General features: G+C 52.0%; 24 protein-coding genes, 2 tRNA genes and 1 pseudogene. 11 read left to right on the top strand and 16 right to left on the bottom strand.

Going from position 1 to position 26,972, the window contains the following annotated elements; genetic code table 11:
- The first annotated feature begins 1 nt into the window (after position 1).
- The 5 genes from metX to C3Z11_RS01880 all read left to right on the top strand — a co-directional run bounded on the left by metX (position 2) and on the right by C3Z11_RS01880 (position 4,253).
- The gene (gene metX / locus C3Z11_RS01900; protein ID WP_106475843.1) at positions 2-1,159 is read left to right on the top strand and encodes a homoserine O-succinyltransferase MetX; all 1,158 of its coding nucleotides are present in this window, start codon (positions 2-4) and stop codon (positions 1,157-1,159) included.
- A complete protein-coding gene (gene metW, locus C3Z11_RS01895) occupies positions 1,159-1,749 on the top strand; it encodes a methionine biosynthesis protein MetW (protein ID WP_106475842.1) in 591 nt (196 codons plus the stop codon). Before metX ends, metW begins: the two co-directional genes overlap by 1 nt.
- A 92-nt stretch (positions 1,750-1,841) precedes the next feature.
- Complete coding sequence (locus C3Z11_RS01890; protein WP_158700895.1) at positions 1,842-2,234, top strand: DUF4426 domain-containing protein; 393 nt, start codon at positions 1,842-1,844, stop codon at positions 2,232-2,234.
- Positions 2,235-2,347: 113 nt separating this feature from the next.
- Complete coding sequence (locus C3Z11_RS01885; RefSeq protein ID WP_106475840.1) at positions 2,348-3,679, top strand: sigma factor; 1,332 nt, start codon at positions 2,348-2,350, stop codon at positions 3,677-3,679.
- A gap of 142 nt (positions 3,680-3,821) precedes the next feature.
- Entirely contained in the window at positions 3,822-4,253 is a 432-nt protein-coding gene (locus C3Z11_RS01880) for an acyl-CoA thioesterase (protein ID WP_106475839.1), read from the top strand.
- Here C3Z11_RS01880 and sfsA read toward each other — a convergent pair.
- Together sfsA and C3Z11_RS01870 are read right to left on the bottom strand one after the other, a co-directional pair.
- The gene (gene sfsA, locus C3Z11_RS01875; protein ID WP_106475838.1) at positions 4,232-4,975 is read right to left on the bottom strand and encodes a DNA/RNA nuclease SfsA; all 744 of its coding nucleotides are present in this window, start codon (positions 4,973-4,975) and stop codon (positions 4,232-4,234) included. The genes C3Z11_RS01880 and sfsA overlap by 22 nt on opposite strands.
- The gene (locus tag C3Z11_RS01870; protein ID WP_106475837.1) at positions 4,972-6,144 is read right to left on the bottom strand and encodes an aminotransferase class I/II-fold pyridoxal phosphate-dependent enzyme; all 1,173 of its coding nucleotides are present in this window, start codon (positions 6,142-6,144) and stop codon (positions 4,972-4,974) included. Before C3Z11_RS01870 ends, sfsA begins: the two co-directional genes overlap by 4 nt.
- A gap of 189 nt (positions 6,145-6,333) precedes the next feature.
- Between C3Z11_RS01870 and dksA the strand changes: the two genes are divergently transcribed.
- The 6 genes from dksA to panC all read left to right on the top strand — a co-directional run bounded on the left by dksA (position 6,334) and on the right by panC (position 12,159).
- Positions 6,334-6,771 (top strand): RNA polymerase-binding protein DksA, encoded by a 438-nt coding sequence (dksA, locus tag C3Z11_RS01865; protein WP_106475836.1) that lies wholly within the window; start codon positions 6,334-6,336, stop codon positions 6,769-6,771.
- Positions 6,772-6,824: 53 nt separating this feature from the next.
- The gene (gene gluQRS / locus C3Z11_RS01860; RefSeq protein ID WP_106475835.1) at positions 6,825-7,712 is read left to right on the top strand and encodes a tRNA glutamyl-Q(34) synthetase GluQRS; all 888 of its coding nucleotides are present in this window, start codon (positions 6,825-6,827) and stop codon (positions 7,710-7,712) included.
- Between the two features lie 817 nt (positions 7,713-8,529).
- Complete coding sequence (gene pcnB / locus C3Z11_RS01855) at positions 8,530-9,894, top strand: polynucleotide adenylyltransferase PcnB (RefSeq protein ID WP_106475834.1); 1,365 nt, start codon at positions 8,530-8,532, stop codon at positions 9,892-9,894.
- Between the two features lie 7 nt (positions 9,895-9,901).
- A complete protein-coding gene (folK, locus tag C3Z11_RS01850) occupies positions 9,902-10,384 on the top strand; it encodes a 2-amino-4-hydroxy-6-hydroxymethyldihydropteridine diphosphokinase (RefSeq protein ID WP_106475833.1) in 483 nt (160 codons plus the stop codon).
- 88 nt (positions 10,385-10,472) lie between these two features.
- A complete protein-coding gene (panB, locus tag C3Z11_RS01845; protein WP_106475832.1) occupies positions 10,473-11,264 on the top strand; it encodes a 3-methyl-2-oxobutanoate hydroxymethyltransferase in 792 nt (263 codons plus the stop codon).
- Positions 11,265-11,301: 37 nt separating this feature from the next.
- Positions 11,302-12,159 carry a pantoate--beta-alanine ligase gene (gene panC, locus C3Z11_RS01840; protein WP_106475831.1) on the top strand — a complete coding sequence of 286 codons (858 nt, stop codon included), beginning with the start codon at positions 11,302-11,304 and terminating at the stop codon, positions 12,157-12,159.
- A 99-nt stretch (positions 12,160-12,258) separates the two neighbouring features.
- Here the strand turns inward: panC and pnp are convergent, their stop codons facing one another.
- The 14 genes and pseudogenes from pnp to ftsH form a co-directional block, all read right to left on the bottom strand.
- Positions 12,259-14,382: a polyribonucleotide nucleotidyltransferase gene (gene pnp, locus C3Z11_RS01835; protein ID WP_106475830.1), complete on the bottom strand. Its 2,124-nt coding sequence runs from the start codon at positions 14,380-14,382 to the stop codon at positions 12,259-12,261.
- A 268-nt stretch (positions 14,383-14,650) separates the two neighbouring features.
- Positions 14,651-14,920, bottom strand: a complete 270-nt coding sequence (gene rpsO / locus C3Z11_RS01830) for a 30S ribosomal protein S15 (RefSeq protein ID WP_106475829.1) — start codon at positions 14,918-14,920, stop codon at positions 14,651-14,653.
- A 90-nt stretch (positions 14,921-15,010) separates the two neighbouring features.
- Positions 15,011-15,940: a tRNA pseudouridine(55) synthase TruB gene (gene truB / locus C3Z11_RS01825; protein WP_106475828.1), complete on the bottom strand. Its 930-nt coding sequence runs from the start codon at positions 15,938-15,940 to the stop codon at positions 15,011-15,013.
- Positions 15,940-16,332, bottom strand: coding sequence for a 30S ribosome-binding factor RbfA (gene rbfA, locus C3Z11_RS01820; protein ID WP_106475827.1), 393 nt, complete (start codon positions 16,330-16,332; stop codon positions 15,940-15,942). Before rbfA ends, truB begins: the two co-directional genes overlap by 1 nt.
- 20 nt (positions 16,333-16,352) lie before the next feature.
- Positions 16,353-18,908 carry a translation initiation factor IF-2 gene (gene infB, locus C3Z11_RS01815; RefSeq protein WP_106475826.1) on the bottom strand — a complete coding sequence of 852 codons (2,556 nt, stop codon included), beginning with the start codon at positions 18,906-18,908 and terminating at the stop codon, positions 16,353-16,355.
- A 27-nt stretch (positions 18,909-18,935) separates the two neighbouring features.
- Positions 18,936-20,429, bottom strand: a complete 1,494-nt coding sequence (gene nusA / locus C3Z11_RS01810) for a transcription termination factor NusA (RefSeq protein WP_106475825.1) — start codon at positions 20,427-20,429, stop codon at positions 18,936-18,938.
- A 27-nt stretch (positions 20,430-20,456) separates the two neighbouring features.
- Entirely contained in the window at positions 20,457-20,918 is a 462-nt protein-coding gene (gene rimP, locus C3Z11_RS01805; RefSeq protein WP_106475824.1) for a ribosome maturation factor RimP, read from the bottom strand.
- A gap of 123 nt (positions 20,919-21,041) precedes the next feature.
- A tRNA-Met gene (locus C3Z11_RS01800) sits at positions 21,042-21,118 on the bottom strand.
- A 79-nt stretch (positions 21,119-21,197) separates the two neighbouring features.
- A tRNA-Leu gene (locus C3Z11_RS01795) sits at positions 21,198-21,284 on the bottom strand.
- A 183-nt stretch (positions 21,285-21,467) separates the two neighbouring features.
- Positions 21,468-21,800, bottom strand: a pseudogene (secG, locus tag C3Z11_RS01790) (preprotein translocase subunit SecG); the annotation flags it as partial.
- A gap of 4 nt (positions 21,801-21,804) precedes the next feature.
- Positions 21,805-22,554, bottom strand: a complete 750-nt coding sequence (gene tpiA / locus C3Z11_RS01785; protein ID WP_106475822.1) for a triose-phosphate isomerase — start codon at positions 22,552-22,554, stop codon at positions 21,805-21,807.
- A gap of 93 nt (positions 22,555-22,647) precedes the next feature.
- The gene (glmM, locus tag C3Z11_RS01780) at positions 22,648-24,000 is read right to left on the bottom strand and encodes a phosphoglucosamine mutase (RefSeq protein ID WP_106475821.1); all 1,353 of its coding nucleotides are present in this window, start codon (positions 23,998-24,000) and stop codon (positions 22,648-22,650) included.
- A 2-nt stretch (positions 24,001-24,002) separates the two neighbouring features.
- Positions 24,003-24,860, bottom strand: a complete 858-nt coding sequence (gene folP, locus C3Z11_RS01775; protein WP_262927178.1) for a dihydropteroate synthase — start codon at positions 24,858-24,860, stop codon at positions 24,003-24,005.
- Between the two features lie 96 nt (positions 24,861-24,956).
- Complete coding sequence (gene ftsH / locus C3Z11_RS01770; protein WP_106475820.1) at positions 24,957-26,918, bottom strand: ATP-dependent zinc metalloprotease FtsH; 1,962 nt, start codon at positions 26,916-26,918, stop codon at positions 24,957-24,959.
- Between the last annotated feature and the right edge of the window lie 54 nt (positions 26,919-26,972).

Genomic DNA, 26,972 nt, shown 5'->3' with positions numbered 1-26,972 from the left:
GATGCCCGACACCCTGCCTTCCGCTTCGGTCGGACTGGTGACGCCCCAGCGGGCGCATTTCGACACACCGCTTGAACTTGCCTGTGGCAAACATCTTCCGGCGTATGATCTCGTTTATGAAACCTATGGTGAACTAAACGATGCACGCAGTAATGCCGTGTTGGTCTGCCACGCCCTTTCCGGTCACCACCATGCGGCAGGCTATCATCATCTGGAAGATCGCAAACCTGGCTGGTGGGATGCCCACATTGGCCCAGGTAAACCCATCGATACGCGGCGTTTCTTCGTCATAGCCATAAATAACCTTGGCGGTTGCCACGGCAGCACAGGGCCTTCAAGTATCAACCCTGAGACAGGCCGTATCTGGGGCCCTGATTTTCCGCTGATGACGGTAGCTGACTGGGTGAACAGTCAGGCACGCCTGGCTGACCAGCTTGGTATCGAGCGTTTCGCTGCTGTCATCGGAGGCAGTTTAGGCGGCATGCAGGTCCTGCAATGGTCATTGTCGTATCCTGATCGGCTCGCCAATGCCGCGATTATTGCGGCCACATCAAAGCTTTCAGCACAGAACATCGCTTTTAATGAGGTGGCACGTCAGGCCATCCGTTCTGACCCCGATTTTCAGGAAGGATGGTACGCCGAGTTCGATACCCTACCGAAACGCGGCCTCAAGCTTGCCCGAATGGTTGGCCACATCACGTATCTCTCGGAACACTCGATGGGTGCCAAGTTTGGGCGCGATCTGCGCACTGATAGCCTGAACTTTGGCTATGACGTCGAATTCGAGGTTGAGTCCTATCTGCGTTACCAAGGCGATGCTTTCTCGACGCGCTTTGATGCCAATACCTACCTGCTCATGACCAAGGCGCTCGATTATTTCGACCCCGCCGGCGAACATGATGGTGATCTGGTCCGTGCATTGCACCCCGCCACCTGTCGCTTTTTGGTGATCAGCTTCACTACCGATTGGCGTTTTGCACCAGCTCGCTCAAAGGAGTTGGTCGATGCGCTTATTCTGGCTGGAAAGAATGTCAGCTACGCCAACATTGATTCGCCCCATGGCCACGATGCCTTTCTGCTGTCCAATGAACGCTACGATGCCGCGCTGAGTGGCTTCATGAACCGTGTATTTCGCGATATCGAACGGGAGGCTGAGTAATGCGTGCCGATCTAGCGTTGATTCATAACTGGATCCCCCAAGGGGCTCGCGTGCTCGACCTTGGCTGTGGTGACGGTACCTTGCTTGATGCATTGGCACGCGATAAAGATGTCACTGGATACGGTCTTGAAATCAATCAGGCTGATATTACAACCTGTCTCGAAAAAGGCATCAATGTTATAGAGCAGGATCTCGACCAAGGTTTGGCCAACATTGCCGACAATACCTTTGATTTAGTCATCATGACTCAGGCGCTCCAAGTCTTGCGCCGGCCAGATCGCATGTTGGATGAAATGCTTCGTGTTGCACAGGAATGCATTATCGCCTTTCCGAATTTCGCATATTGGCGTCACCGCGCTTATCTGGGATTTAAGGGCAGGATGCCCGTTTCCAAGGCTTTGCCGCATGCCTGGTATGACACACCGAACATTCATTTATCCACGTTTAGAGATTTTGAACAACTCTGTCGTGATCAGGGGCATTCAATTATCGACCGCGCCGTTGGCAACGGTGAGCATGAAGGCCACTGGAGCTCCAGACGCTGGCCCAACTTTTTCGGTCAAGTCGCAATTTTCCGTGTTAAACGGTGACGTACTTAAAAATAAATATGAGATGAGGTGCACTTCGCATGACACGTTACGGGTCATGGTTAGCCCAAGCAGCACTAGGAGCGCTGCTCTGTATGCCAGCCTATGCTGAAAATACTGATTTAGGGGATGGCTATCAGGCTTATTATCAAGCTATGACCACTCATGCCCTTGATGCTGACGATGCGCGGGAACTTAACATCATCCGTAGTCGTAACACAGCGCTTATTACTATCAGCGTGCGGCGCAATGACAATAATGGTGCGTACTGTACTCCGGAAGCCGATATCAATGGCACCGTTACTCCAGAGGGCGGAGAGGCCAAGCCATTACTTTTTGAAACGGTTCGCATGAAGGGTAATGTTTACCAGCTCTCCACCTTCACCTTCCGAGAGAACATGCCTATGCATGTGCAAATCATGGTACGTCCTACCGCTGAACGTCAGCCTACGGCCATCGAATTCACGCAACGCTTCAACGTTAACTGAACGGTTGGATTCGGCACAATATATGACTTAAAGATTTATTAAAAAACAGCGTTTCATGTTAGTCTCCTAACTTTCACACCTGCGCGTGGCCCGCTGAGCTGGTAGGAGATAGCATGGCACTGTCATCCAATGATTATGCCCCTATGTTGTGCGCATGTGCGCACGGTGATGTGAAGGCCTTCCAAGCACTTTATAGCGCGGAAGCAGCCAATATGCTGGCTGTCGTGCAATGTATGCTTGAGAATTCCGAGCATAGCGAGGATGTCGTTCATGACGCGTTACTCCTTGCTTGGAACAACGCGTATCGCTACCCATCTGATAACACCAATGCTCGTGATTGGCTCTACGGCATACTGGCAAGCCGGCTTTACAATCAGCTAAAGGCACTTGAGAAAACGACCCAGGCAGTGGAAGCGGCGTTACTATCTTCGATATCCCCCCGTACAGATAACCATGCATCAATAGTCGCTTCTATCACGAGTGACATGGAAAGCAATACGCCTGGAAGGCAAATACGTGATGGACATGCCCTAGCTACGCTCGTGGAGAGACTCCCAGCATCTCTGCTTTCGCCACGGCTCATTGCTCGCCTGAATCAGAGCGTGGCCTACACGCTACCTTCTAAGCAAACACTTAAGACTGCTGAGGGCGAAAGTGTCTATCCGCCTCTATATGACCCTAGCTTGCGTTGGTCGATGACGCGTGCCCGGCTGCAGTACCTTGTTCGTGAGTCATTCAAGACTGCGATTGGCCAGCCCATAGAAGAACGGTTGTTCAGGCGTTGGTTAAGGCAGGCGCCTCGCAGCCAGCGCATAGAAAGCATGGGTCTGCCACGTCGCAGCGTGGAGTCTTACGGTGGAGATAAACTCAACCTGCGCCTTGATCCCAATCGGCTTATTACATCGATTTCATTTCCCGACAAAATTGAGCGCCGCAAATTTTCCAATCAATTTTTATGGAAAGGTGATTGGGACCAGCGAAAGCATGATATTCGCACCAGCTCACGCTATGTCTTTATCGATGATATCTGGCGTCACCGGCTCAATCCCGAGCATAGTGATTTCTATCAGCGTCAGCTGAAAAAAATAAAGCAAGGCCGTCCCTATCGTTCACACCACAAAGGCATTCTCCTCGACACTCCTGAAAGGGTGCTGGCCTATATCCATGTTTATCTATTTTACATGGAAGATATGGCGTGCTTCGGATTCGATGAAAGCCAGGGCAAGGATCGAGTAGGTATAGCGATCAACCGAGAGGGTTACATCGTCAAGATAAACAAGGGCCTACACCGCCTTGCTATGGCGCAGGTACTAGGTGTGAGAGAAATTTCGGTGCATGTTCGGGCGGTACATCAGGATTGGTGGCAACGCATCACACGTGGTGCTCATGGTCAGCAGGCGTTATCGCGCCTTTTCGATGCGTTACCCACCTGCCAGCCTGCATGATGATTACACGGTGGATCTTTGCATTGGCTATCAGTGCCATGAAGCTTGCCAAACAGACATATTCATTTTCCTTCGCTAGCCTTAATAAATATCAATGGCAACATAAATTCTGTCATTGATTTACTGAACAAGGAGCGTGCCGATGAATTTCCATACGCGTAAATGGGTCAAACCTGAGGATCTGAACCCTAACGGGACACTGTTTGGTGGTAGCCTGCTCCGTTGGATTGATGAGGAGGCAGCAATTTATGCCATTATCCAACTCGACAACCCTCGTGTAGTTACCAAGTTCATGTCTGAAATCAATTTTGTTTCCAGTGCACGTCAAGGTGACATCATTGAATTGGGTATTACCGCCACCCACTTCGGACGTACCTCTCTAACGCTCACATGTGAAGTCCGCAACAAGATCACACACAAAAGCATTCTGACCGTCGACAAAATCGTGTTTGTTAATGTCGACGAAGAGGCACGACCCATTCCCCACGGCAAGACGCAAATTCGCTATAGCAAGGATCGCCTCAGTGAAGAGCCTCTGCAGGAAAGCAGGTTTCACTCTGAAGCCAGGGATTGATCTTTATTACTGCGCAGGCGCACGGGTAGCTGACGCACCAGTTTGATTGAGGATGGCGTAATATCGCAGCCGTAGGCCAAAATGTTGACCCCCGCCTGTGCCACACGCTCCAGCGTTTCAGCATAACGCCAATCTAGATGAGCAGCGGGGGCCACATCAGCAATGCCGTTATGAGCAACACAGAAAAGCAACGTTGCACCATATCCCTGCGCAGCTAAAGTCTCCAAACTTTTCAAATGACGTCTTCCTCTCTCACTGACAGCATCAGGGAAGTAGCCATGTCCATCAGGCTCTTTGAGCGTGACTTGCTTGACCTCAACATAGGTCACCGGCTGCTCTGGGGCACTAAGGCAAAAATCCAACCGGGCGTCTTCTACTTTCGCCTCTCGCTTGATAAAGGCTTGGCTCGAGGCATATACATTTAGCGGTGCGATGATGCCGGCCGTAATCGCCTCAGCTACCAGCGCATTGGCACGTCCGGTATGGATGGAAGCAAGGGCGCCATCAGGTAATTCGATCAGCTCCCATGTCCAGGCAAGCTTGCGTTTGGGATTATCACTTCTGGATACCCATACGCGACAGCCCGGCACATTGACTGCTCGCATCGATCCAGTATTAGGGCAATGTGCCGTAATTTCTTCACCACTATCGAGTCGAATATCTGCCAGGAAGCGTTTGTAACGACATAACAGCACGCCTGACTGCAGCCCATCTAAAATCAATGCTTACTCTCCTGTCGAGCTAAAAAGCGTGACAAACGTGCAATGGCCTCTTCAAGACGTGCCTGGTTCGTTGTAAAGGCGATCCGCACATAACGGTTGCCGTCTTGGAGGGCAAAATCACTACCTGGCGTGATGGCAACTCCCTCTTCATCCAATAATCGTTGGCAGAATGCCTTGCTATCATCCGTGTAGCATGAGATATCCAGCCACAAATAAAAGGCACCCTCCGGTATTACCTCAGGCACTAGCCGCAGCGGTTTAAGGCCGGCCAGCAAGGTGTCCCGACGCCTCCTTAACTCATGTCGACGATGTTCTAGCTCATCAAGGCATTCAGGAGAAAATGCCGCCAGCGCCGCGTGCTGAGAAAGCGTCGACGCAGCCAGAAAGACGTTCTGGGCCAGGCGTGACACCGGCTCAACAGCATCATCAGGTGCCACCAACCACCCCAGCCGCCAACCTGTCATACCGAAATACTTCGAGAAACTGTTTACGACAAAGGCATCGGATGCCACGGAAAGTGTTGTAATTGGTTCTACATCGTAGGTCAGTCCCTGATAGATCTCATCGACAAGCAGATATCCGCTGCGCTCACGTACTGCGTGCGCTATGCGCGCGAGCGCGTCACCCTCGAGCACATGCCCGGTGGGATTTGAAGGTGTCGCAAGCATGGCGACACGTGTGTCATCTCGCCAATGACGAGCAACCAGGCCATCATCAAGTTGCCAGCTACTGTCAGGGCCGACAATAACAGGATCGACTCTGGCTCCCATCAATGCCATGAAATGTCGATTACATGGATAAGTAGGGTCTGCCATCAATATTCGAGAATCCTGTTCAGCAAGCAGCATGGCGGCTAACAGTAATGCTCCTGAGGCGCCCGGCGTAATAATGATACGGCGAGGATCAACCTCGACATCAAAAGCCGAGGCGTAATGACCGGCAATCGCCTCTTTTAATGAGGTGATTCCCGTCGCTGGCGTATAACGAGTTTCGCCTTTATCAAGCGCACGACGTCCAGCAGCCACGATAGGAGCAGGACAAGGAAAATCAGGCTCGCCGATTTCCAGATGAATAATGTCATGCCCATTGTTCTCCAAAGCCTGCGCCTGCTCAAGCAGATCCATGACTTGAAAGGGGCGGATATCGGAAAGGCGTGCGCTATATGCCATTGGGTCTCCTGATGCATCGGGATGGTACAAGCCAACCATTTAAAGGGAGGGAATCATTATTTAATTACTAAAACTTGCAAAATGTCTCATTTTCAGCTAAATAGCTCTACCTTCATCTCCGGATGGACCGCGATTAATGGCCCGCTTGCGGCCAGGCGGCCTAAGTCACACTCCGTATGAGGCACTCCCATGGCAGTAGCCGAAAAGAAACCGGAAGCGCTTAACAAATTCGTCCCTTACGAGCCTGCTCCTGGGGAAGAATACATGAATGACAAACAGTTGGAGCACTTCCGCCAGATCCTGCTCACATGGAAACAGGATCTCATGGAAGAAGTGGATCGGACCGTCCGTCATCTTCAAGAAGAAGCGAATAACTTCGCAGACCCGGCCGATCGCGCCACGCAGGAGGAAGGCTTCAATCTGGAGCTGCGTACCCGTGATCGCGAACGCAAGCTTCTAAAAAAGATCAACGAAACCATCGAAAAGATTGACGAGGACGATTACGGCTTCTGTGAAGCCTGCGGCGTTGAAATTGGCATTCGCAGGCTCGAAGCACGTCCAACGGCGACACTATGCGTTGACTGCAAGACCCTTGCCGAGCTGAAAGAAAAACAGCTTGGCGGCTAAGTAATATTTACTCACGGGTACATAAATATGTGCCCGTTTTTTATCTAACTGCCATGTCCCGCTATATTGGCCGCTTTGCGCCTACACCCTCCGGCCCACTCCATTTCGGTTCATTGGTTACTGCGCTAGCTAGCTGGTTGGATGCGCGGGCTGCACATGGCCAGTGGCTATTACGTGTCGAGGATATCGATCCCCCTCGCTGCCCTCCCGGTGCAGATAGCGAGATCAAGCGCCAGCTTGAAGCTTTCGGGCTGCATTGGGATAGCGACGTGGCTTACCAACACGACCGCGCCCCAGCATACGAGCAAGCACTTGATCGTTTAATAGCGATAGATATCGCTTACCCTTGCACCTGCTCTCGCAAGGAGTGGCAAACACATGCCATCTATCCCGGTTGGTGCCGCAACGGCGTGTGTGCGCCTGAACGGAGCTGCGCATATCGATTGCGTACCGACACTGTGTTCAATGAGATCACATGGCAAGATCGTCGTCTTGGTCGGCAGTCCTGGCGGTTTGACGCGCTTGGTGATGTAGTACTCAAGCGTCGTGATGGGCTGTGGGCTTATCAGCTGGCCGTTGTTGTCGACGATGCTGCACAGGGCATTACGGATGTAGTTCGCGGTATCGATCTGCTCGATAATACCCCTTGGCAGAGACTGTTGCAGCATGCCCTTGGCCTACCTGAACCACGCTATCTCCACCTGCCTTTGATTGTTGCCCGTAATGGGCAAAAACTTTCCAAGCAAAATCTTGCCCCACCTTTGCCTCATCATGGCAAGAGCATAAATACGTTACTGCACAAAGCATTGATTGCGCTCAATCAGAAGCCGCCTTCAGAGCTCCGTCACGCGCCTCCCCGTCTTCAGCTTGAATCTGCTCTTACACATTGGTCTACGGCCGCTATTGGCCAATCCAATAAACGCGTCATTCCGGCAAGCTAAGTTCTTGGTGTCATTAGCCGTTTCACTGCTAGACCATTGTCGCAAATCTTTCTTTGTCACAACGTATTATCCTTACCCGACAGCTAACGCACCAAATATGCACAAAAGGCATTCTCGTCCGCCCCAAAAATGAGCATGCACGCTTGAGCTGATAATCTGGCACGATGAAACGGAAAACGGATAAAGCTACAACTTATTGTTTTATAATTATTTTTCTTACATTGGCATATTCACTGCTCTATCAACATCAAGAAAAACAAAAACCGGTCCCGGCAGGCTTCAAATAAAAACAAATGAGCCTTAACGCCGACCAGCAAAAAACCAAACAACAACAACAAGGTTTTTTACTGGAATAATGTCGCCTGAGAGATGAATAAAAACAAAATCTTTACGCGACAAATGCCGAAACCAATAACAACAATATTCGGAATCCGGAAATTTCTTTACGACATCATGAACGAAGCCCAACAACAACAATGCTTTGTCGAATGATATCTCTGCCACAAAAATAACAATGCAGAGGGGCGAATAGGCCGTCGAACATGGAAAATTGTTTTGAATACGAGGCGGTCTCACCAAGATTACAATAATAAAAGCTTGTTGATGAGATTGATGACCGTGGTACGTATTCAGGGCGATAGCCATCACGAAAAAAATACGAAGAGATGTTTTAGCGAGGAGGCCTTAACGGGCCTCCTCTTTTAATTATTACGTATATGGCATTGAAACCAGCCGATACCTTTGCAAGCCTCAAGGGCTTCGCTAAACTAGAGACCACACAGGCGAAGCCTTAGCGGCCCGTCCATCATGCTTATGAATGTCGTTTCAAGGTGCCGGTAATCGTTTGAAAACCCCAGTCGGCGATCAAAACAGTTCTAAAACGTTCCGCGTGCTTCCTCGTGACGAGCATCCCATTTCTCGCCGGATGCTGAGTGAAAATGCACTGAAGGTTCTATACCGTCTCAACAAGGCAGGCTTTGAAGCCTACCTCGTAGGAGGCTGCGTACGCGATTCTCTTCTGGGGCAGGTTCCCAAGGATTTTGACGTCGCCACCAGTGCCACTCCAGAAGAAGTTAGAACCCTTTTCCGTAATGCCCGTATTATTGGTCGACGTTTTCGTATTGTTCACGTTAGGTTCGGGCGTGAAATTATCGAAGTCACCACATTTCGCGGTCGCCCCAATGAAGAGCATGATAACAACCTAGCCCATCAGTCAGAGCAGGGTTTACTGCTGCGTGATAATGTATGGGGCAGTATCGATGAAGATGCCATAAGACGTGACTTTACCGTCAATGCGCTTTATTACAATATTGCTGATTTTTCGATTCACGACTGGACGGGTGGGCTGGATGACCTTGAGCATCGCTTACTACGCCTGATTGGTGATCCTGATGTTCGTTATCGGGAAGATCCCGTGCGAATGTTGCGCGCGATCCGTTTTGCCGCCAAGCTTGATTTCGATATTGAAGCAGCAACCGAAGCACCTATTAAAGAACAGGCTTCGCTTCTACTGCAGATTCCTCCCGCACGTCTATTTGAAGAAGTACTCAAGCTCTTCTTGACAGGCTACGGTGTCGATACATTCCGCGGCTTGCACCGATATGGCTTGTTTGCAATGCTTTTTCCCGAGACAGATGAGGCTTTTTCCAGTTTGCCTTGGGCTGAACGTTTAATCGAACAGGCCTTGATCAATACTGATATCCGCATTCGAAACGACAAGCCTGTAACGCCCGCGTTTCTTTATGCGGCATTACTCTGGCCCGCTGTACAACTGCGTGCGCATGAGCTTGAGCAGGAAGGTATGCCTGCAGTCCCTGCACACCAGCAGGCTTCACAACAGGTAATTAGCCGGCAGCTTCAGCATACGTCCATTCCCAAACGTTTCAGCTTTCCAATGCGTGATATCTGGGAGTTGCAGCTCCGGTTGCCCCGACGCAAAGGTAAGCGTGCATTCCAAACACGTGAGCATCCTCGCTTTCGTGCTGCCTATGATTTTCTATTGCTACGAGAATCTGCCGGTGAAATACCTCCAGGCATTGGGGATTGGTGGACGCAATTTCAGGAAGTCAGCGAGGAGATGAAGCGTGAGATGACGCTGCATATCGACGACGCAGACGAACACGATAGTACAAGCGCAAAAAAACCTCGCAAACGACGTCGTCGTCGTTTGCCGTCCTCCTGAACAAGCAATGATGGCACATCATGCCTATATCGGGTTGGGCAGCAATATCGAGCATCCTCAGCACCAAGTGTTACAGGCGCTGAAGGCACTGCAACATTTGCCCCTGACGACACATGTTCAAGCTTCCCGATTGTATGCCAGCCGACCTATTGGCCCGCAGGATCAGCCTGATTTCATTAATGCCGTCGCTCTGATTGAAACGCATCTCTCGCCGCTGGCCTTGCTCGATCAGCTCCAAGCACTTGAACAGCGCCAGCGGCGTGTACGTCAGCGACGCTGGGGGCCTCGTACTCTCGACCTTGACTTACTGCTGTACGATGACAACGTCATTGTGCATCCTCGGCTTCTTGTCCCTCATCCAGAGATGCACCGTCGCGGATTTGTTCTTGTTCCTCTGGCCGAGATCGCACCGACCCTCTACCTACCCGATGGCACAAGCATCGCGCACCTTGCAAAAAAGTATAGGGATGTCGGCTTGAAGCCACTCTAAGCACCCCCTAGAGTGGCTCATCATCTCTCGTCGGCTTAACCACCGAGGTGAATTTCGGCTCTCCTACCACGTATCTGAGCATCTCGTCATGACTAGAATAACCATCGCTGCTCTCAGGGCGCGCCGCGAAACCAACACTCCATTCAGTTGCCTGACGGCCTATGATGCGACATTCGCCCGCATCGCCAGTGATGCTGGAATAGAAGTATTACTGGTGGGAGACTCATTGGGCATGGTGCTCCAAGGCCACCCTAGTACGCTACAAGTCACCATGGATGACATGGCGTATCACACTGCCTGTGTCACACGTGCTGGCGTGCATAGCCTGATCATGGCGGATATGCCTTTTATGAGTAACGCCTGCATGTCGGCCCTGCTGGAAAACGCGGGCAGATTGATGCGGGCAGGCGCACACATGGTCAAGCTCGAAGGTGAAGCCTGGCTAGCCGAGGGCGTACGTGAGCTTGCCCTGCGTGGCATACCAACTTGCGTGCATATGGGACTTACTCCACAAAGCGTCAATGCTTTTGGAGGCTATAAAGTACAGGGCCGTGATGCCGTCCAGGCCGAGCGCATCATCAAAGAGGCACAGCAGCTAGCTGATGCCGGTGCGGCAGTCATCTTGCTAGAGTGTGTGCCTGCCCAACTCGGTCGAGCCGTACGAAACGCGATCGATATTCCAGTAATAGGCATTGGCGCGGGCCCCGATGTTGACGGGCAAATTCTTGTCATGCATGACATGTTGGGCGCTAACGTCTCCCGCCCGCCGCGCTTCGTCAAAGATTTTCTTAAAGAAACAGGAACTATCGAAAGCGCGTTCAAAGCCTATCGTGAAGCGGTGGCTCAACGCAGTTTTCCCGCTTCAGAGCATTGCTTTTAAAAGGCCTTTCACTTTATCGAACGCAAGAAGAATATCGATGCAACTTTTTCACTCTATTACACCATTACAGCAGACCCTAGCGGAACACCGTCGTCATGGCCGCCGTATTGCAGTTGTTCCCACTATGGGTGGACTTCACGCCGGACATATAGCTTTGGTTGACGCTGCGAGGCAGCACGCCGATATCGTCGTTGCGACCATCTTCGTCAATCCTTTGCAATTTAGTGCCAATGAAGATTTGACTCGCTATCCACGCACACTGGACGCTGATCGTCAAAAGCTTGAAGAGGCAGGATGTGATCTGCTTTTTGCTCCCGATGTTGCCACTCTCTACCCTGATGGATTGAAGGGACTGACTCACGTCCATGTTCCTACTGTTTCGGAAGGGCTATGCGGTGCACGTCGCCCTGGCCACTTTGATGGCGTTTCAACAGTCGTCAGCTTGATTTTTCATCTCATCTTGCCTGATGTGGCCTTTTTCGGTGAGAAAGATTTCCAGCAGCTCGCCGTGATTCGAAAAATGGTCCGGGATCTTCATTTTAATATTGAAATTGTTGGCGTCCCTACCGTACGTAATGATGATGGCCTGGCACTGTCATCACGCAATGACTATCTCAGCCATGCTGAGAGTGAAATGGCAAGTCTGCTGTATCGCACCCTCCAGGACTTGAAGATAAGACTTGAGGAAGGAGCGCTACCTGACGAGGCCATTCGAGAATGCCTTGAGACACTGACAGCACATGGATTCAAACCAGACTATCTCGAGTTGCGTCGTACCAGTGATCTAGGTGAGGTCACTCAGCGTACGCATGATGCCATTCTCCTTGTCGCCGCCTATCTGGGCACTACGCGCCTGATCGATAACATTCGTGTAGCACTTCCTGTTCATGCCTGAACCGTATACGGCTAGCGGTAAGTACCTCACAAGCTCAACTAGACAATAAAAAAACCCCGCTTTTGGCGGGGTTTATGTTTACGTTCATCGGTGCTTAGATCATTGCGCGAGCTGCGCTTCGAACGCCGCTTTCTCTTCGGCCTCGATTTCCTTGATGGAAAGCTTTACGCGGCCACGGTTGTCGATGTCGAGCACCTTAACCGTCACTTCGTCGCCTTCATTGAGGAAATCACGTACATCATTAACACGCTCCGGCACGATCTGCGAAATGTGCACCAGACCATCGGTGCCCGGCATGAAGTTGATGAATGCACCAAAGTCAGCAATACGCACTACCTTACCGCGATAAAGCTTGCCGATTTCGGCCTCAGCCGTAATAGCCAGTACGGTATTGATGGCGCTTGTGGAGCCTTCTTTTGTTTCGGCATAAATACGCACAGTACCATCATCATCGATGTCGATAGAGGCGCCCGTCTCTTCACATATCTGCCTGATCGTGGCTCCACCCTTGCCAATGACATCACGAATCTTCTCTGGATCGATCTTGATCGTGGCCATGGAAGGTGCATGCTCGGCGACATCGGCTCGACTTTCAGCGATCACCTTATTCATTTCTGCAAGAATATGCTGACGCGCCTCATAGGCCTGATCGAGAGCACGCTCCATGATTTCTTCATTAATGCCTTCGATCTTGATGTCCATCTGCAGCGCTGTGATTCCGTTAGTGGAGCCCGCCACCTTGAAATCCATGTCGCCCAGATGATCCTCATCACCCAAGATATCAGTCAGCACGGCAAAACGTTCGCCATCCTTGACCAGTCCCATGGCGATGCCTGCCACCGGCGCCTTGAGCGGAACACCTGCATCCATCAACGCCAATGATGAGCCACACACGGAGGCCATCGAACTGGAACCGTTGGATTCAGTGATTTCAGAAACGACACGAATCGAATAGGGGAAGCTCTCTGCCGACGGAATCATGGCTTGCACGCCACGCTTGGCTAGGCGGCCATGACCGATTTCACGGCGCTTCGGCGAGCCGATGAACCCCGCTTCACCAACGCTGTAAGGAGGAAAGTTATAGTGCAACATGAAGCGTTCATGACGCTCGCCCGAAAGCCCTTCGACAAGCTGTGCATCACGCGAAGTGCCCAGCGTAGTCGATACGATAGCCTGTGTCTCACCACGTGTGAATATGGCGGAGCCGTGAGTACGCGGAAGTACACCTACGTCAATCTTCAGCGGACGGACTGTCTTATGGTCACGCCCATCGATACGTGGCTCACCTGTCAATACACGTTCACGGACAGTAGTTTTCTCAAGGCTAGCAAAAGCGCTACTAACGTCTTCAGCACTGAACTTGCCTTCCTCCTCTCCAGCAAGCTGCTCAATAGCCTGCGCTTTCAGATCAGCCAACGCATCTTGACGTGCCATCTTGTCAATGACGCGGTAGGCCTCACCCACTTTTTCGGCAAAAGCACTTCTTAACGCATCCTTCAGCGGCGTGTTTTCTACCGCCGGCTGCCAATTCCACTTAGGCTTGCCTGCTTCACGGGCAAACTCATCAATGGAGTTGATAGCGCCTTGCATTTCCTGATGGGCGAAAAGCACCGCACCGAGCATTTCATCTTCAGACAACTCATTGGCTTCAGACTCCACCATCAACACGGCTTTTTCAGTACCGGCGACCACCATGTCGAGTTCGGAAGCGAGCAACTCTTCCTGGGTCGGATTGAGGAAATAACCACGTTCCTCATTGAAAGCAACACGAGCAGCCCCTATCGGGCCATTGAACGGCACACCTGAAATACACAGCGCAGCTGACGTTCCCAACATCGCAGCAATATCAGGATCCTGATTACGCTCGGCGGAAAGCACAGTACAGATAACCTGCACTTCATTCATAAAACCTTTGGGGAAAAGCGGCCTGATCGGACGATCGATCAGACGTGAAGTCAGAGTTTCCTTTTCACTAGGACGGCCTTCACGCTTGAAGAAGCCGCCAGGAAACTTGCCGACTGAATAGGTTCTTTCCTGATAGTGCACGGACAGTGGGAAAAAATCCTGACCGGGCTTGGTATCTTTTCTAGCTACCACAGTACACAGTACTACGGTGTCATTCATGGTTACCAGAACACTGCCGGTAGCCTGACGAGCGATACGCCCCGTTTCGAGCGTGACGGTGTGTTCACCGTATTGGAATGTCTTCTTGACCGGATTCACGGCGAATTCCTTCGACTAATAGCCATGTAGTTTCATATTCATTGGTTCTCGGCGGCCATATTAGAACCTATTGCCATCGCTGTCACTGATGACACGGCAAAGATGGCCAGAGCCTAAACGCCCAAGCGAACAAGAATGAATAAGAGAGAAAAATAATAGACGAGTGTCGAGACATTGCGCCGCGACAGCTAAAAAAGGCATGTTAAAAAAAAGAACAGGCAACCCCGGACGGGGTTGCCTGAAGCCGATCCTGCCAAACAAGCGCGCGTTAGCGACGCAGGCCGAGACGGGAAATAAGCTGCTGATAACGCTCAAAGTTTTTACGCTTTAGATAGTCAAGTAGCTTGCGGCGCTGATTGACCATACGGATCAAACCACGACGAGAGTGATGATCCTGCTTATTGGCCTTGAAGTGATCCTGCAAGCCTTCAATATTTGCAGTCAACAGAGCCACCTGAACTTCAGGGGAACCTGTATCGCTATCGCTTGCGCCGAATTCCTTAACAATTTCAGCTTTGCGTTCTGCTGTTAGTGCCATGTATTTCTCCAGTTACAATATGCCTAAGCGTGAATGTCGGAGACCACGCATATTTGCAGTCTCCCTGTAAGCATTGACGTCAGCTATCACTCACAGAGCAACAGCGTCATCGCCAGTGCGAATCAAACGCTTGGGAGCCAGCTCGCCTGGCGCAGATACCATAACAAGTCCAAGAAGACGCCTGTCATGATATAAACGCACCGTGCTATCAACACCAAGCTCTGCGGTATCAACCCTTACACGTTGACCCAAAATAATTTTTTCAGCCGTGCCTTTATCGACATCAAGACGTGGAAGATGATCTATTAACACGTCTACCGGTAGCAAATGGGAGCCACGTGTTTTCATGTCATCCATTGCTTCAAGCTTCTCTAGGTCAATCATTGACCGAGAATCAAAAGGCCCCGTTTTCAGTCGCCGCAGCATACTCAGGTGAGCGCCACATCCAAGAGAATGACCTATATCCTCAGCCAGTGTCCTGATATATGTGCCTTTACTGCAGCTCACTTCAATATCGAAATGGCTGGGCTGAAAATCAAGAAGCGCAATATGATAAATCGTAATACGCCTCGGTGCACGTACGATTTCCTTACCTGCGCGAGCCAGCTCATAAAGGGGTCGACCCTGATGCTTAAGCGCTGAATACATAGGGGGAATCTGCTCAATCTCACCCAGAAAACCGTTCAGCACTTGCCTAACCTGCTGCCTATCCAATTGCGGCAATGCACGCTGTTTCAGCACGTTGCCTTCAGCATCGCCTGAATCAGTCGTTACGCCTAATTGAACACGCGCCAGATAGCACTTATCAGCATCGAGAAGGTGCGAGGAAAATTTGGTCGCCTCACCGAAGCACACCGGCAATAACCCGGTTGCCATAGGATCAAGCGTTCCCGTATGACCTGCCTTTTGTGCTTGAAAAAGACCGCGCGCTTTTTGCAGCGCACGGTTGGAACTCATACCCTTAGGCTTGTCGAGCAGAAGCACGCCATCAATGGGCATTCCACGGCGCCGCCGTGCCATTAAGGCTGGCCCTCACCGTCATCGTCACTACGCCTACGATCAGATGCAACCGCATCTTCGATCAAGGACGAGAGCCTCTGCCCACGCTCAACGGACTCGTCGAAATGGAACCGTAACTCAGGCACGTGACGCAATTTCATGCGGCGTGCAATCTGTGAGCGCAGGAAGCCTGAAGCGCGCTTGAGTATGCCGAGATTTTCACGGACACGCTGAGGATCATTTTCGCCCAACAGGGTCACATAAATATCGGCATAGGCCAAGTCACGACTGACGCTGGCCGAACTGACGGTAACCATACCCAAGCGCGGATCCTTGACCTCACGCTGAATAAGCACCGCCAGCTCCTGTTGCAGCTGCTCGGCGACCCGATCGGTACGACTGAACTCACGCATGACCGTGTCTCCTTGCCCGCTTACAGGCTACGTTCGACCTTGACTTGGTCGAAAACCTCGATTTTGTCGCCGACCTGTACGTCATTGTAGTTACGTACCCCAATACCGCACTCCATGCCACTGCGGACTTCACTTGCGTCATCCTTGAAGCGTCGCAATGATTCAAGCTCACCTTCGTAGATGACGACGTTTTCACGCAGCACACGAATACGCTTGTTGCGGTGAACGGAGCCCTCAATGACCATACAGCCAGCCACAGCACCGATCTTCGGCGCCCGGAACACATCACGCACTTCAGCTACACCGACAATATCTTCTTTCCACTCAGGGGCAAGCATACCGCTCATCGCTTGCTTGACTTCATCGATAAGCTGATAGATGACGCTGTAGTAGCGTAGATCCAGCCCTTCGCGCTCAATAATGTCTCGCGCACTGGCATCGGCACGTACGTTGAAGCCAACCACAATCGCATCCGAGGCAACCGCCAGGTTAGCATCAGTTTCTGTAATGCCACCAACACCGGATGAGACCACTGCAACCTTAACCTCATCAGTAGAGAGCTCTTCAAGAGCACCCTTGATGGCTTCCAGTGAACCTTGTACGTCCGCTTTCAGAACGACATTGACGGTAGCGATATCATCCTGCCCCATCTGGCTGAACATATTCTCCAGCTTGGCTTTCTGCTGGCGCGCCAGACGGATATCGCGGTACTTACCTTGGCGGAAGTTGGCGATTTCACGTGCCTTCTTCTCATCAGCAACAACCGCAAACTCTTCGCCGGCTTCCGGCGTACCATCAAGCCCTTGAATCTCAACAGGCATTGAGGGACCCACGGAAGAAACCTGCTTACCCAATTCGTTAACCAAGGCTCTAACACGGCCATAGTGCAGACCGGCCAATACGATATCGCCTTTCTTCAACGTCCCGTTCTGAACCAGAACAGTAGCAACCGGGCCGCGACCACGATCAAGACGTGATTCGACAACAACCCCTTTGCCAGGTGCTTCAGGTACAGCGGTCAGCTCAAGCACTTCAGATACAAGCAGCACAGCCTCGAGCAGAGCATCAATGCCTTCACCCGTCTTAGCCGAGACATGAACGAACTGCGTATCGCCACCCCACTCTTCAGAGATGACGCCATGTTGTGACAGCTCATTGCGGATGCGATCGAAATCAGCACCTTCTTTGTCAATTTTGTTGACAGCCACGACTAGCGGCACATTGGCTGCCTTGGCATGCTCCACAGCTTCAATCGTCTGCGGCATAACCCCGTCATCGGCGGCAACCACCAAAATGACAACATCGGTAGCCTGAGCACCACGTGCGCGCATCGCGGTAAAGGCTGCATGTCCAGGTGTATCTAGGAACGTGACATCGCCCGTCTCATGCTCAACGTGGTAAGCACCGATGTGCTGCGTGATACCGCCCGCTTCACCTGTCGCGACCTTAGTGCGACGGATATAGTCAAGCAAAGAAGTCTTACCGTGGTCGACGTGTCCCATAACGGTAACAACCGGCGCACGCTTGATTTCTTCACCTTCGTAGGAAATGCCTTCGAGCACTTCAGTCTCGAGCGCATCTTCCTTGACTAGTTTGGGCTTATGCCCCATCTCTTCGACGATAATCGCCGCCGTATCCTGGTCAATAGTCTGGTTAATCGTGACCGCAGCGCCCATGTTGAACATGGCCTTGATCACTTCTGCCGCCTTGACCGCCATCTTGTCAGCCAATTCAGCCACGCTGATGGACTCGGGAATAGCCACTTCACGCACGATGGATTGGGTAGGCTTCTGGAAACCATGGGCGTTATCACTGCGCCCACTACCGCCACGACGTCCCCCACGGCGCTCAGCCCGCTTAACCTTCTTAGCACCGCCGCCACGTTTACGTTCACTACGATCTTCACGATCGTCACGATCGTCACGGGAAGGTCCGCTCTTGCGTCCTCCCGCCGCTTTTCGCCCAGCTGTACTGCTAGGTTTCTGAGCACGACGATTATCGTTACGCGGCTCTTTCGGCGGAGCATTGGCATAAGGCTCATCATCACTTTCACTACTATCAGTAGCTGCAGTCACATCTGCAGTAATAGTAGGCTTAGTGCTGACAGGCTCTGGCGTTTCCGATACCTGTACTTCGGACGCTGCTGCATTGTCAGTCAACGCCTCAACAGGCGCCTCACTGCGCTCTGCTTCTTTCGACGGTGACGGCTGCGCTGCTACATTTTCCGACACTTCATCGGGCGTGCCCTGCTGTTCACCCTCATTTTCAGGTGTACCATCGAGCTCGCTACGTTTGACATAGGTACGCTTCTTGCGCACCTGCACTTCAATCGTCTTGTTGCGATCACCAGTGCGAATCTTGCTACGCGTTTTCCGTGTCAACGTGATGCGATTCTTACCTGGCCCGGTACCACCGTGATTTTTCGTCAGATGATCAAGCAAGCGCTGCTTGTCTTCTTCCGAAACAGCGTCACCTTCAGCCTTGTGCGGTAAACCCGCTTCACTCATCTGTTCCAACAGGCGGTTCACATCGCGGCCCACCTTGTTGGCAAATTCCTTAACCGTTGTTTCTGCCATTGCGACCCTCCTGAGCCCGTGACCTGATTACCCTTCGCCCTCGAACCAGGGTGCGCGGGCCGTCATAATCAGCGCCGCCGCGCGCTCCTCGTCCACGCCCTCGATGTCTTTTATATCATCGATCGACTGCTCAGCGAGGTCTTCCATGGACACGATGCCTCGGCTGGCCAGTGTAAAGGCCAAGTGTCGATCCATCCCTTCCATGTTGAGCAAGTCTTCGGCAGGGACGGCGCCATCAAGTACTTCCTCAGAAGCGATGGCCAAATTAAGCAACTCGTCCTTGGCGCGGGCGCGCAGTTCTTCCACCAGCTCTTGATCAAAGACATCGATCTCGAGCATTTCTTCAAGCGGTACGTATGCGATCTCTTCGAGTGACGTAAACCCCTCATCTACCAAGACGCGGGCTAACTCTTCATCAATATCGAGATGCGAAATAAAATATTCAATATAACTATCAACTTCCTGCTCACGCTTGCCTTGAGCCTCTTCCTCGGTCATCACATTCAATGTCCAACCGGTCAGCTCAGAAGCCAAGCGCACATTCTGACCACTACGACCTATAGCCTGCGCCAAATTATCCTCGGCAACGGCTACATCCATGGCATGCGCATCCTCATCGACAATAATGGAAGCGACATCGGCCGGCGCCATGGCATTAATAACGAGCTGTGCGGGATTGTCATCCCATAGCACGATATCGACACGCTCGTTACGCAACTCGTTAGATACAGCCTGAACTCGCGAGCCTCGCATCCCAACACAGGCCCCGACCGGATCAATACGCCGATCATTGGTTTTCACTGCGATTTTGGCGCGAGACCCCGGGTCACGAGCTGCACCCTTGATTTCGATCAATTGCTCAGCAATTTCGGGCACTTCGATCTTAAATAACTCTGTCAGAAATTCCGGACGAGTGCGTGACAGAATCAGCTGTGCGCCCCGCGCAGCTGGGTCGACTCGCCACAAGAGTGCCCGCACACGCTCATTCATGCGATAGCGTTCACCGGGAATCATTTCACCGCGTGGCAGGAACGCTTCTGCGTTCTCACCCAGGTCGATAATGAGCCCATCACGAGTTGTTTTCTTGACTGCACCGCCGATCAGCTCGCCTTCGCGCTCTGCATAGTGACGCACAATCTCGGCACGTTCAGCCTCGCGGACTTTCTGAACAATGACCTGCTTAGCCGTTTGCGCAGCAATACGACCAAAAGCAACAGATTCTATCTGCTCTTCAACATACTCACCGACACCAATCGGCTCGTCACGTTCTTGGCCAGCGGAATAAGGAATCTCACGTGCTGAAGTGGTGTAATCTTCGTCAGGCACGACTGTCCAGCGACGGAATGTTTCATAATCACCCGTCGTACGATCGATCTTGACGCGCACATCCACATCCTGGCCTTCAAAACGTTTTCGTGAAGCACTAGCCAATGCCGCCTCAACCGCCTCGAAAATCACACTCCGCGGGACACCTTTCTCATTCGAGATCGCGTCAACGACCAGCAAAATATCTTTGCTCATGCCTTTGCCTCGCCAGAAAATCTGTTCTTATGCATCAAACTGCGGCACCACATGGGCCTGGTCGATGGTCTCTATCGGAAAACCGTATTCTTCCTCGCCGACCTGCAACAGGACTTCATCGCCGTCAACGCCCACCAAAAGGCCCTTGAATTTACGCTGACCCTCGAACGGTGCCCGAAGCCGAAGCTGAACAACATGACCTGCAAATCGGGAAAAGTGCGAAAGAGAAAACAAGGGACGGTCCATACCCGGTGAAGATACTTCGAGGTTATATTGTCCAGCGATAGGATCTTCAACATCGAGTATCGCACTGACCTGGCGACTGACATCGGCACAATCATCAACGTTTATGCCATTGTCATGTTCGATGTAGATAACCAGCCGTGAGTGCTTGCCTTGAGCAAGATACTCAATACCCCAAAGCTCGAAACCCAGAGCCGTTACGGCAGGCTCGATAAGCGCGTATAGCGCAGCTTCCTTGGTTGCCACAGACGAAAGCTCCTACAGCAGTTGCATCAGGCACCTGACCAGGAGAATAAGAAACACAAGGTGGCTGATTGGCACTGGTGCAACAAAAAGCCCCTTCATAGAAGGGGCCTTTCAATAAAAACTTGGTAGCGGGGGCCGGATTTGAACCGACGACCTTCGGGTTATGAGCCCGACGAGCTACCAGACTGCTCCACCCCGCATCATTAGCGCGACAATTATAAGCATACAACCCACAAGGGTCAAGCCATACCGCCAAGCGCTTGCCAATCGAATCTTAGATGGTGCCGAAGGCGGGACTTGAACCCGCACGACCGTAAGGTCACTACCCCCTCAAGATAGCGTGTCTACCAATTCCACCACTTCGGCATCGGAGAACGGGCTAAACGCTAAACTGCCCGAAAGATCCTATTGCGCTGACTGGTTGGCGTTGCCATTATCCTCCAGCGCTGGCGCAGCATTATGCTGATTTTGCTGCCCCTCGTCAAGCATGGGAGTCGAATCATTTTCTGTTTCCGAACTCGGACTACTCGCTGCCACAGAAGAAGCATTGGGAGCGGTAGTATTGACAGCACTATCATCGAGCCTTGGCACGCTATTACGCTGCTGCTCAATAACTCTAGCATCAGGTATACCGCTATCCGGAGAATCGCCGCCCTGATTGGCAAACCAGGCAAGTCCAAGCGAAGTCACAAAAAACAGCGCAGCGAGAATGCCGGTAAGCTTGGACAGGAAACTTGTACTTCCTCTTGAACCAAATACCGTTTGAGAGGCACCACCGCCAAACGCGGCGCCGGCCTCGGCCCCCTTACCTTGCTGAATGAGTACCAACGCAATCAAACCGATGGCAAGCACTACATGAACCAAAAGAATTGCAACTTGCATGAAATCAACCTGCAGCGTGACAGATGGCTAGAAAATCGTCGGTCTTCAGCGAAGCACCGCCGATCAGACCGCCGTCAATATCCGGCTGCGCAAGCAATTGGGCGGCGTTATCCGCCTTCATGCTGCCACCGTAAAGCAAACGCACCCCATTGCCGAGTTCGTGCTCATAGGCATGAAGATGCTGGCGAATCGCGGCATGCACTTGCTGAGCCTGCTCAGGCGTCGCCGTACGTCCCGTACCGATTGCCCACACAGGTTCGTAAGCAATTACAAGCTCGCGTCTCTGCTGTGAGTCAAGCTCACCCAGCACTGCGTCGATCTGCCCCAGCACAATACTCTCGGTGCGACCAGCCTCACGTTCCTCAAGCGTTTCACCGACACACAAAATGGGTGTCAGACCTGAGTTTAGTGCGGCACGGGCGCGTGCTAGAACAGCTGAATCATCTTCACGAAAGAGCGTGCGTCTCTCGGAGTGCCCCACGAGCACAAAGCGAACGCCAAACTCTTTCAGCATGGACGCACTGACTTCTCCAGTAAAAGCCCCTTGCTCTTCAGGGTTTACTGTTTGCGCACCAAGCTGCACAAGTGAGGCTTCAAACGCTTCATCCGCATTGGCTAAATAGGGAAAAGGTGGAAGGATGACTACTTCAATCGACTCAGGTAATGCCGCCTCTGAAAAAGCATGACCGAAATCCTCGAGCAGAGCGAGCGAGCCATTCATCTTCCAATTGCCCGCTATGATAGGCGTGCGCATGGTATTCCCCCTATTTTCAGAGTGGTTGGGGATGGTAATGGAGGGCTGTGACGAATACAACCAATCAAGCCATCCCCGTAACAATGGTATGGATTAGTTCAGGCCGACTTCCAGCTCGGTTGCAATCCTTTCAGCCAGCAACTGTACATCGAAGCGAGGGCGTCCTTCGACCATGACACGGATCAAAGGCTCAGTTCCAGAAGGACGCAACAGCACACGCCCCTCATTGCCGAGTTCACTTTCCACACTGTTTACCGCAGCACGTACGTTATCTGATGCCATGAGCGCGTCTTTATTTACACCCATAGGCAGACGCACGTTGACCAACGATTGAGGCACCTTCTCCAGACCTTGCAACAGTACGTCCAGTGAACGTTCTTCGCGCATCATGATAGCAAGCACTTGAAGCGCAGAAACAATACCATCCCCGGTAGTTTGCACATGCTGGCAAACTATATGGCCAGACGACTCTCCTCCAAGCTCCCACCCTCTGGATTCAAGGCGCTCAATTACGTAGCGATCGCCAACCTTTGCTCGTTCAAACGGTATACCCAGCGCTTCAAGCGCCATTGCAAGTCCAAAATTACTCATCTGTGTGCCGACTACTCCACCGCCCAGAATCCCTTGCTGGTGGCGATCTTTAGCAATCAGATAAAGAATGTCATCGCCGTCAATCAGCCGGCCATGGCCATCGACCATCAGGACACGGTCACCATCACCATCAAAAGCAATACCCAGATCCGACCCGGTTTCAAGCACTTTCGCTTGCAGCGCTTCGGGGTGAGTAGAGCCAACATGATGATTGATGTTCAGACCATCGGGGCTGGCGCCGATCACGATGACTTCTGCACCCAGCTCACGGAAGACACTCGGGGCAATATGATAAGTTGCCCCATTGGCACAATCGATTACCACCTTCAACCCATGCAAACCCAGCCGCCCAGGAACGGTTGATTTACAAAATTCGATATAGCGTCCAGCGGCATCACTGATACGAATAGCCTTACCCAGACGATCCGGCCCTACCGTTTCAAGCGGTAACTCGAGTTCCGCTTCGATTTCGCTTTCCAGTGCATCCGGCAACTTGGTTCCCGCCGCGGAAAAAAACTTGATGCCATTATCCTGAAATGGATTATGCGAGGCGCTGATTACCACTCCTGCATCGGCACGAAATGTACGCGTTAAATAAGCGATACCTGGCGTAGGCATAGGCCCCAGGAGCGCAACATCCACCCCTGCCGAAGAGAAACCGGCCTCAAGGGCAGACTCGAACATGTACCCGGAAATACGCGTATCCTTACCGATCAGCACGCGAGGCGAGCGACGACCATGACGCGTCAGCATCTTACCTGCTGCCCAGCCAAGCTTAAGCATGAAATCTGCGGTGATAGGTGCCTGTCCTACAGTACCGCGAATACCATCAGTACCAAAATAACGTCTTGTCATGGTTAAGAGCCTTCCTTCAGCACGGCCCAGGTCATGTTGACAGCATCAACCGTGGGCGCCACATCATGTGTGCGAATAATCCGCGCGCCGCGTGCGACTGCCATACTTGCAAGAGCCAGCCCACCCGCCAGGCGCGCATCCACATTCCGATCGAGCGTTTTGCCGATCATACTTTTACGCGAAACGCCAACCAAAAGGGGCCGTTTCAACGCATTAAGACACTCTAAGCGATTCATAAGACACAAATTGTGCGTAAGCGTCTTCGCGAAGCCAAAACCAGGATCAAGCACTATGCGATTAGCGGCTATTCCTGCCGACAAGCAGGCCTCAAGTCGCTCAGCAAGACACGAGGCCACTTCTTCCTCGATCGCCTGCTCATAATAAGGGTCATGTTGCATATTATCGGGCTCGCCAACCATGTGCATCAAGCAGATAGCCAGCGGCGTTCTGGCCGCAGCCTCTAGCGCGCCCTCACGCTTTAAAGAACGGACATCATTGATCATCCCTGCACCAAGCCGAGCAGCTTCTAACATTACTGCCGGCGTACTGGTATCGACAGAGATCAGCGCATCAAATTCTTCGACAAGCTTCTCCACCACTGGCGCAACACGATCGAGCTCAGCCTGCTCACTGACCACATCTGCCCCGGGGCGCGTAGACTCACCCCCTACATCTATAATGGCCGCACCGTCATTCAGCATACGCTCTGCGTGGTGAATGGCTGCATCCAGATGAGAATATTGGCCACCATCAGAAAACGAATCAGGGGTCACATTCAATATGCCCATTACCCGTGGAGAGGAAAGATCAAGCTGACGATGGTTACATAGCAGTATTTCAGATGACCCGGACACGCCCATGACCTTAACCTTGCCTATTAAATAGCCGCTGGATATTTAAGTAACTCTATCAAAAAAAAGACCGCCTCGAAGGGCGGTCTATCATTCATCTTATTCTCAGTGCCCGGCAGAACCACCAAGCGGGTCAGATGGGCGGCGACGCTTACTATCCAGCTCATCCTCACCAGATGTATCCTCGGCAGTAGGCTCTTCTGCACGCGCACCACCACTCGGGCCACCATCGTTCCAGTCTTTAGGCGGACGCGGATCACGTCCCTCCATAATATCTTTGAGCTGGTCAGCATCAATGGTTTCGTACTGCACCAAAGCATTGGCCATGATGTCTAGTTTATCGCGATTATCTTCAAGCAGCTGCTTGGACAGCGCATAGCACTCATCAATAATACGGCGCACTTCCTTGTCCATACGCGATGTGGTCTCGGGGGAAACAAAGCGGTTACCACTACCGCTACCAGGCCCTCCCAAGAACTGATGCGACTCATCCTCGTCATACATCAGCGGCCCCATCTCGGCGGACAATCCCCACTTCGCCACCATGTTATGTGCCAACTCGGTAGCGCGCTTGATATCATTAGAAGCGCCCGTTGTCACGCCATTCGGACCAAGCGTCATCTCTTCGGCGATACGACCACCAAATAATGAACATATCTGACTGATGATATGCTGGCGCGTATAGCTATAACGATCCTCGTTTGGCAGGAACATGGTTACACCTAACGCACGCCCACGAGGAATAATCGTGACCTTATAAACAGGATCATGCTCCGGCACTAACAGGCCAATAATTGCATGGCCAGCTTCATGGTAGGCCGTGTTACGCTTTTCCTTTTCAGACATGACCATGGAGCGACGTTCAGCACCCATCATGATCTTGTCCTTGGCTGATTCGAGCTCCTCCATTGACACCAAGCGACGGTTACGACGTGCTGCAAACAATGCTGCTTCGTTAACGACGTTGGCCAAGTCCGCACCGGAGAAACCAGGTGTCCCGCGAGCGATTAATTCAGGTCTGACATCATCACCCAGTGGCACCTTGCGCAGGTGCACATTAAGGATATGCTCACGCCCTCGAATATCGGGAAGGCCAACCGTCACCTGGCGATCGAAACGTCCTGGACGTAACAGAGCCGGGTCCAAAACATCAGGCCGGTTTGTAGCCGCGATAACGATAATACCGTCATTAGGCTCAAAACCATCCATTTCGACCAGAAGCTGGTTCAGGGTCTGCTCACGTTCATCGTGACCACCGCCCATGCCAGAACCGCGCGAGCGTCCAACAGCATCAATCTCATCAATGAATATGATGCAAGGTGACTGCTTCTTGGCCTGTTCGAACATATCACGGACACGGGATGCCCCGACACCGACAAACATTTCGACGAAATCAGAGCCGGAAATAGTAAAAAATGGCACCTTAGCTTCACCAGCAATAGCCTTGGCCAAAAGTGTTTTACCTGTACCAGGCGGCCCGACCATCAGCACACCTCGCGGTATTTGCCCACCAAGGCGCTGGAACCTGCTGGGATCTTTCAAGTAGTCGACTAGTTCCTCGACTTCTTCTTTTGCCTCGTCACATCCCGCCACATCCTTGAATGTGGTTTTAATCTGATCTTGAGACAACAGCTTGGCCTTGGACTTGCCGAAACTCATCGGACCGCCACGGCCACTGCCGCCGCCCTGCATCTGGCGCATGAAGAACAAAAAAATCGCCAATATGATCAGAATCGGGAAACTGGCAATCAGCAACCGTGACCAGATGCTTTGCTGCTCTGGCGCTTTTCCTTCGACAACCACGTCGTGGCTTAGAAGGTCATCCATCAACTTGGGATCTTCCGCCGCGGGGCGAATGGTCTGGAAGGTCGATCCATCCTGACGCTCACCGCGAACGGTGTAACCATCAATGGTTACTTTGCGGACTTGGTCGTTTTGCACCTGCTCGACAAACTGGGAATAGTTCATCGACTGCGGCGATGTATCGACGCTGAAGTTGTTGAACACCGTCAGCAGAACTGCTGCGATGATCAACCATAGGATCAGGTTCTTCGCCATATCGTTCAAGGGAATACCCTCATTAGTGATTCTGACTGCCAAACGCGGCCGGAGAGGATGGTT

The sequence above is a fragment of the Phytohalomonas tamaricis genome (assembly GCF_003012345.1).
In the GTDB taxonomy this organism is placed as follows: Bacteria; Pseudomonadota; Gammaproteobacteria; order Pseudomonadales; family Halomonadaceae; genus Phytohalomonas; species Phytohalomonas tamaricis.
This window is presented reverse-complemented; position numbering and strand designations above follow the sequence as displayed.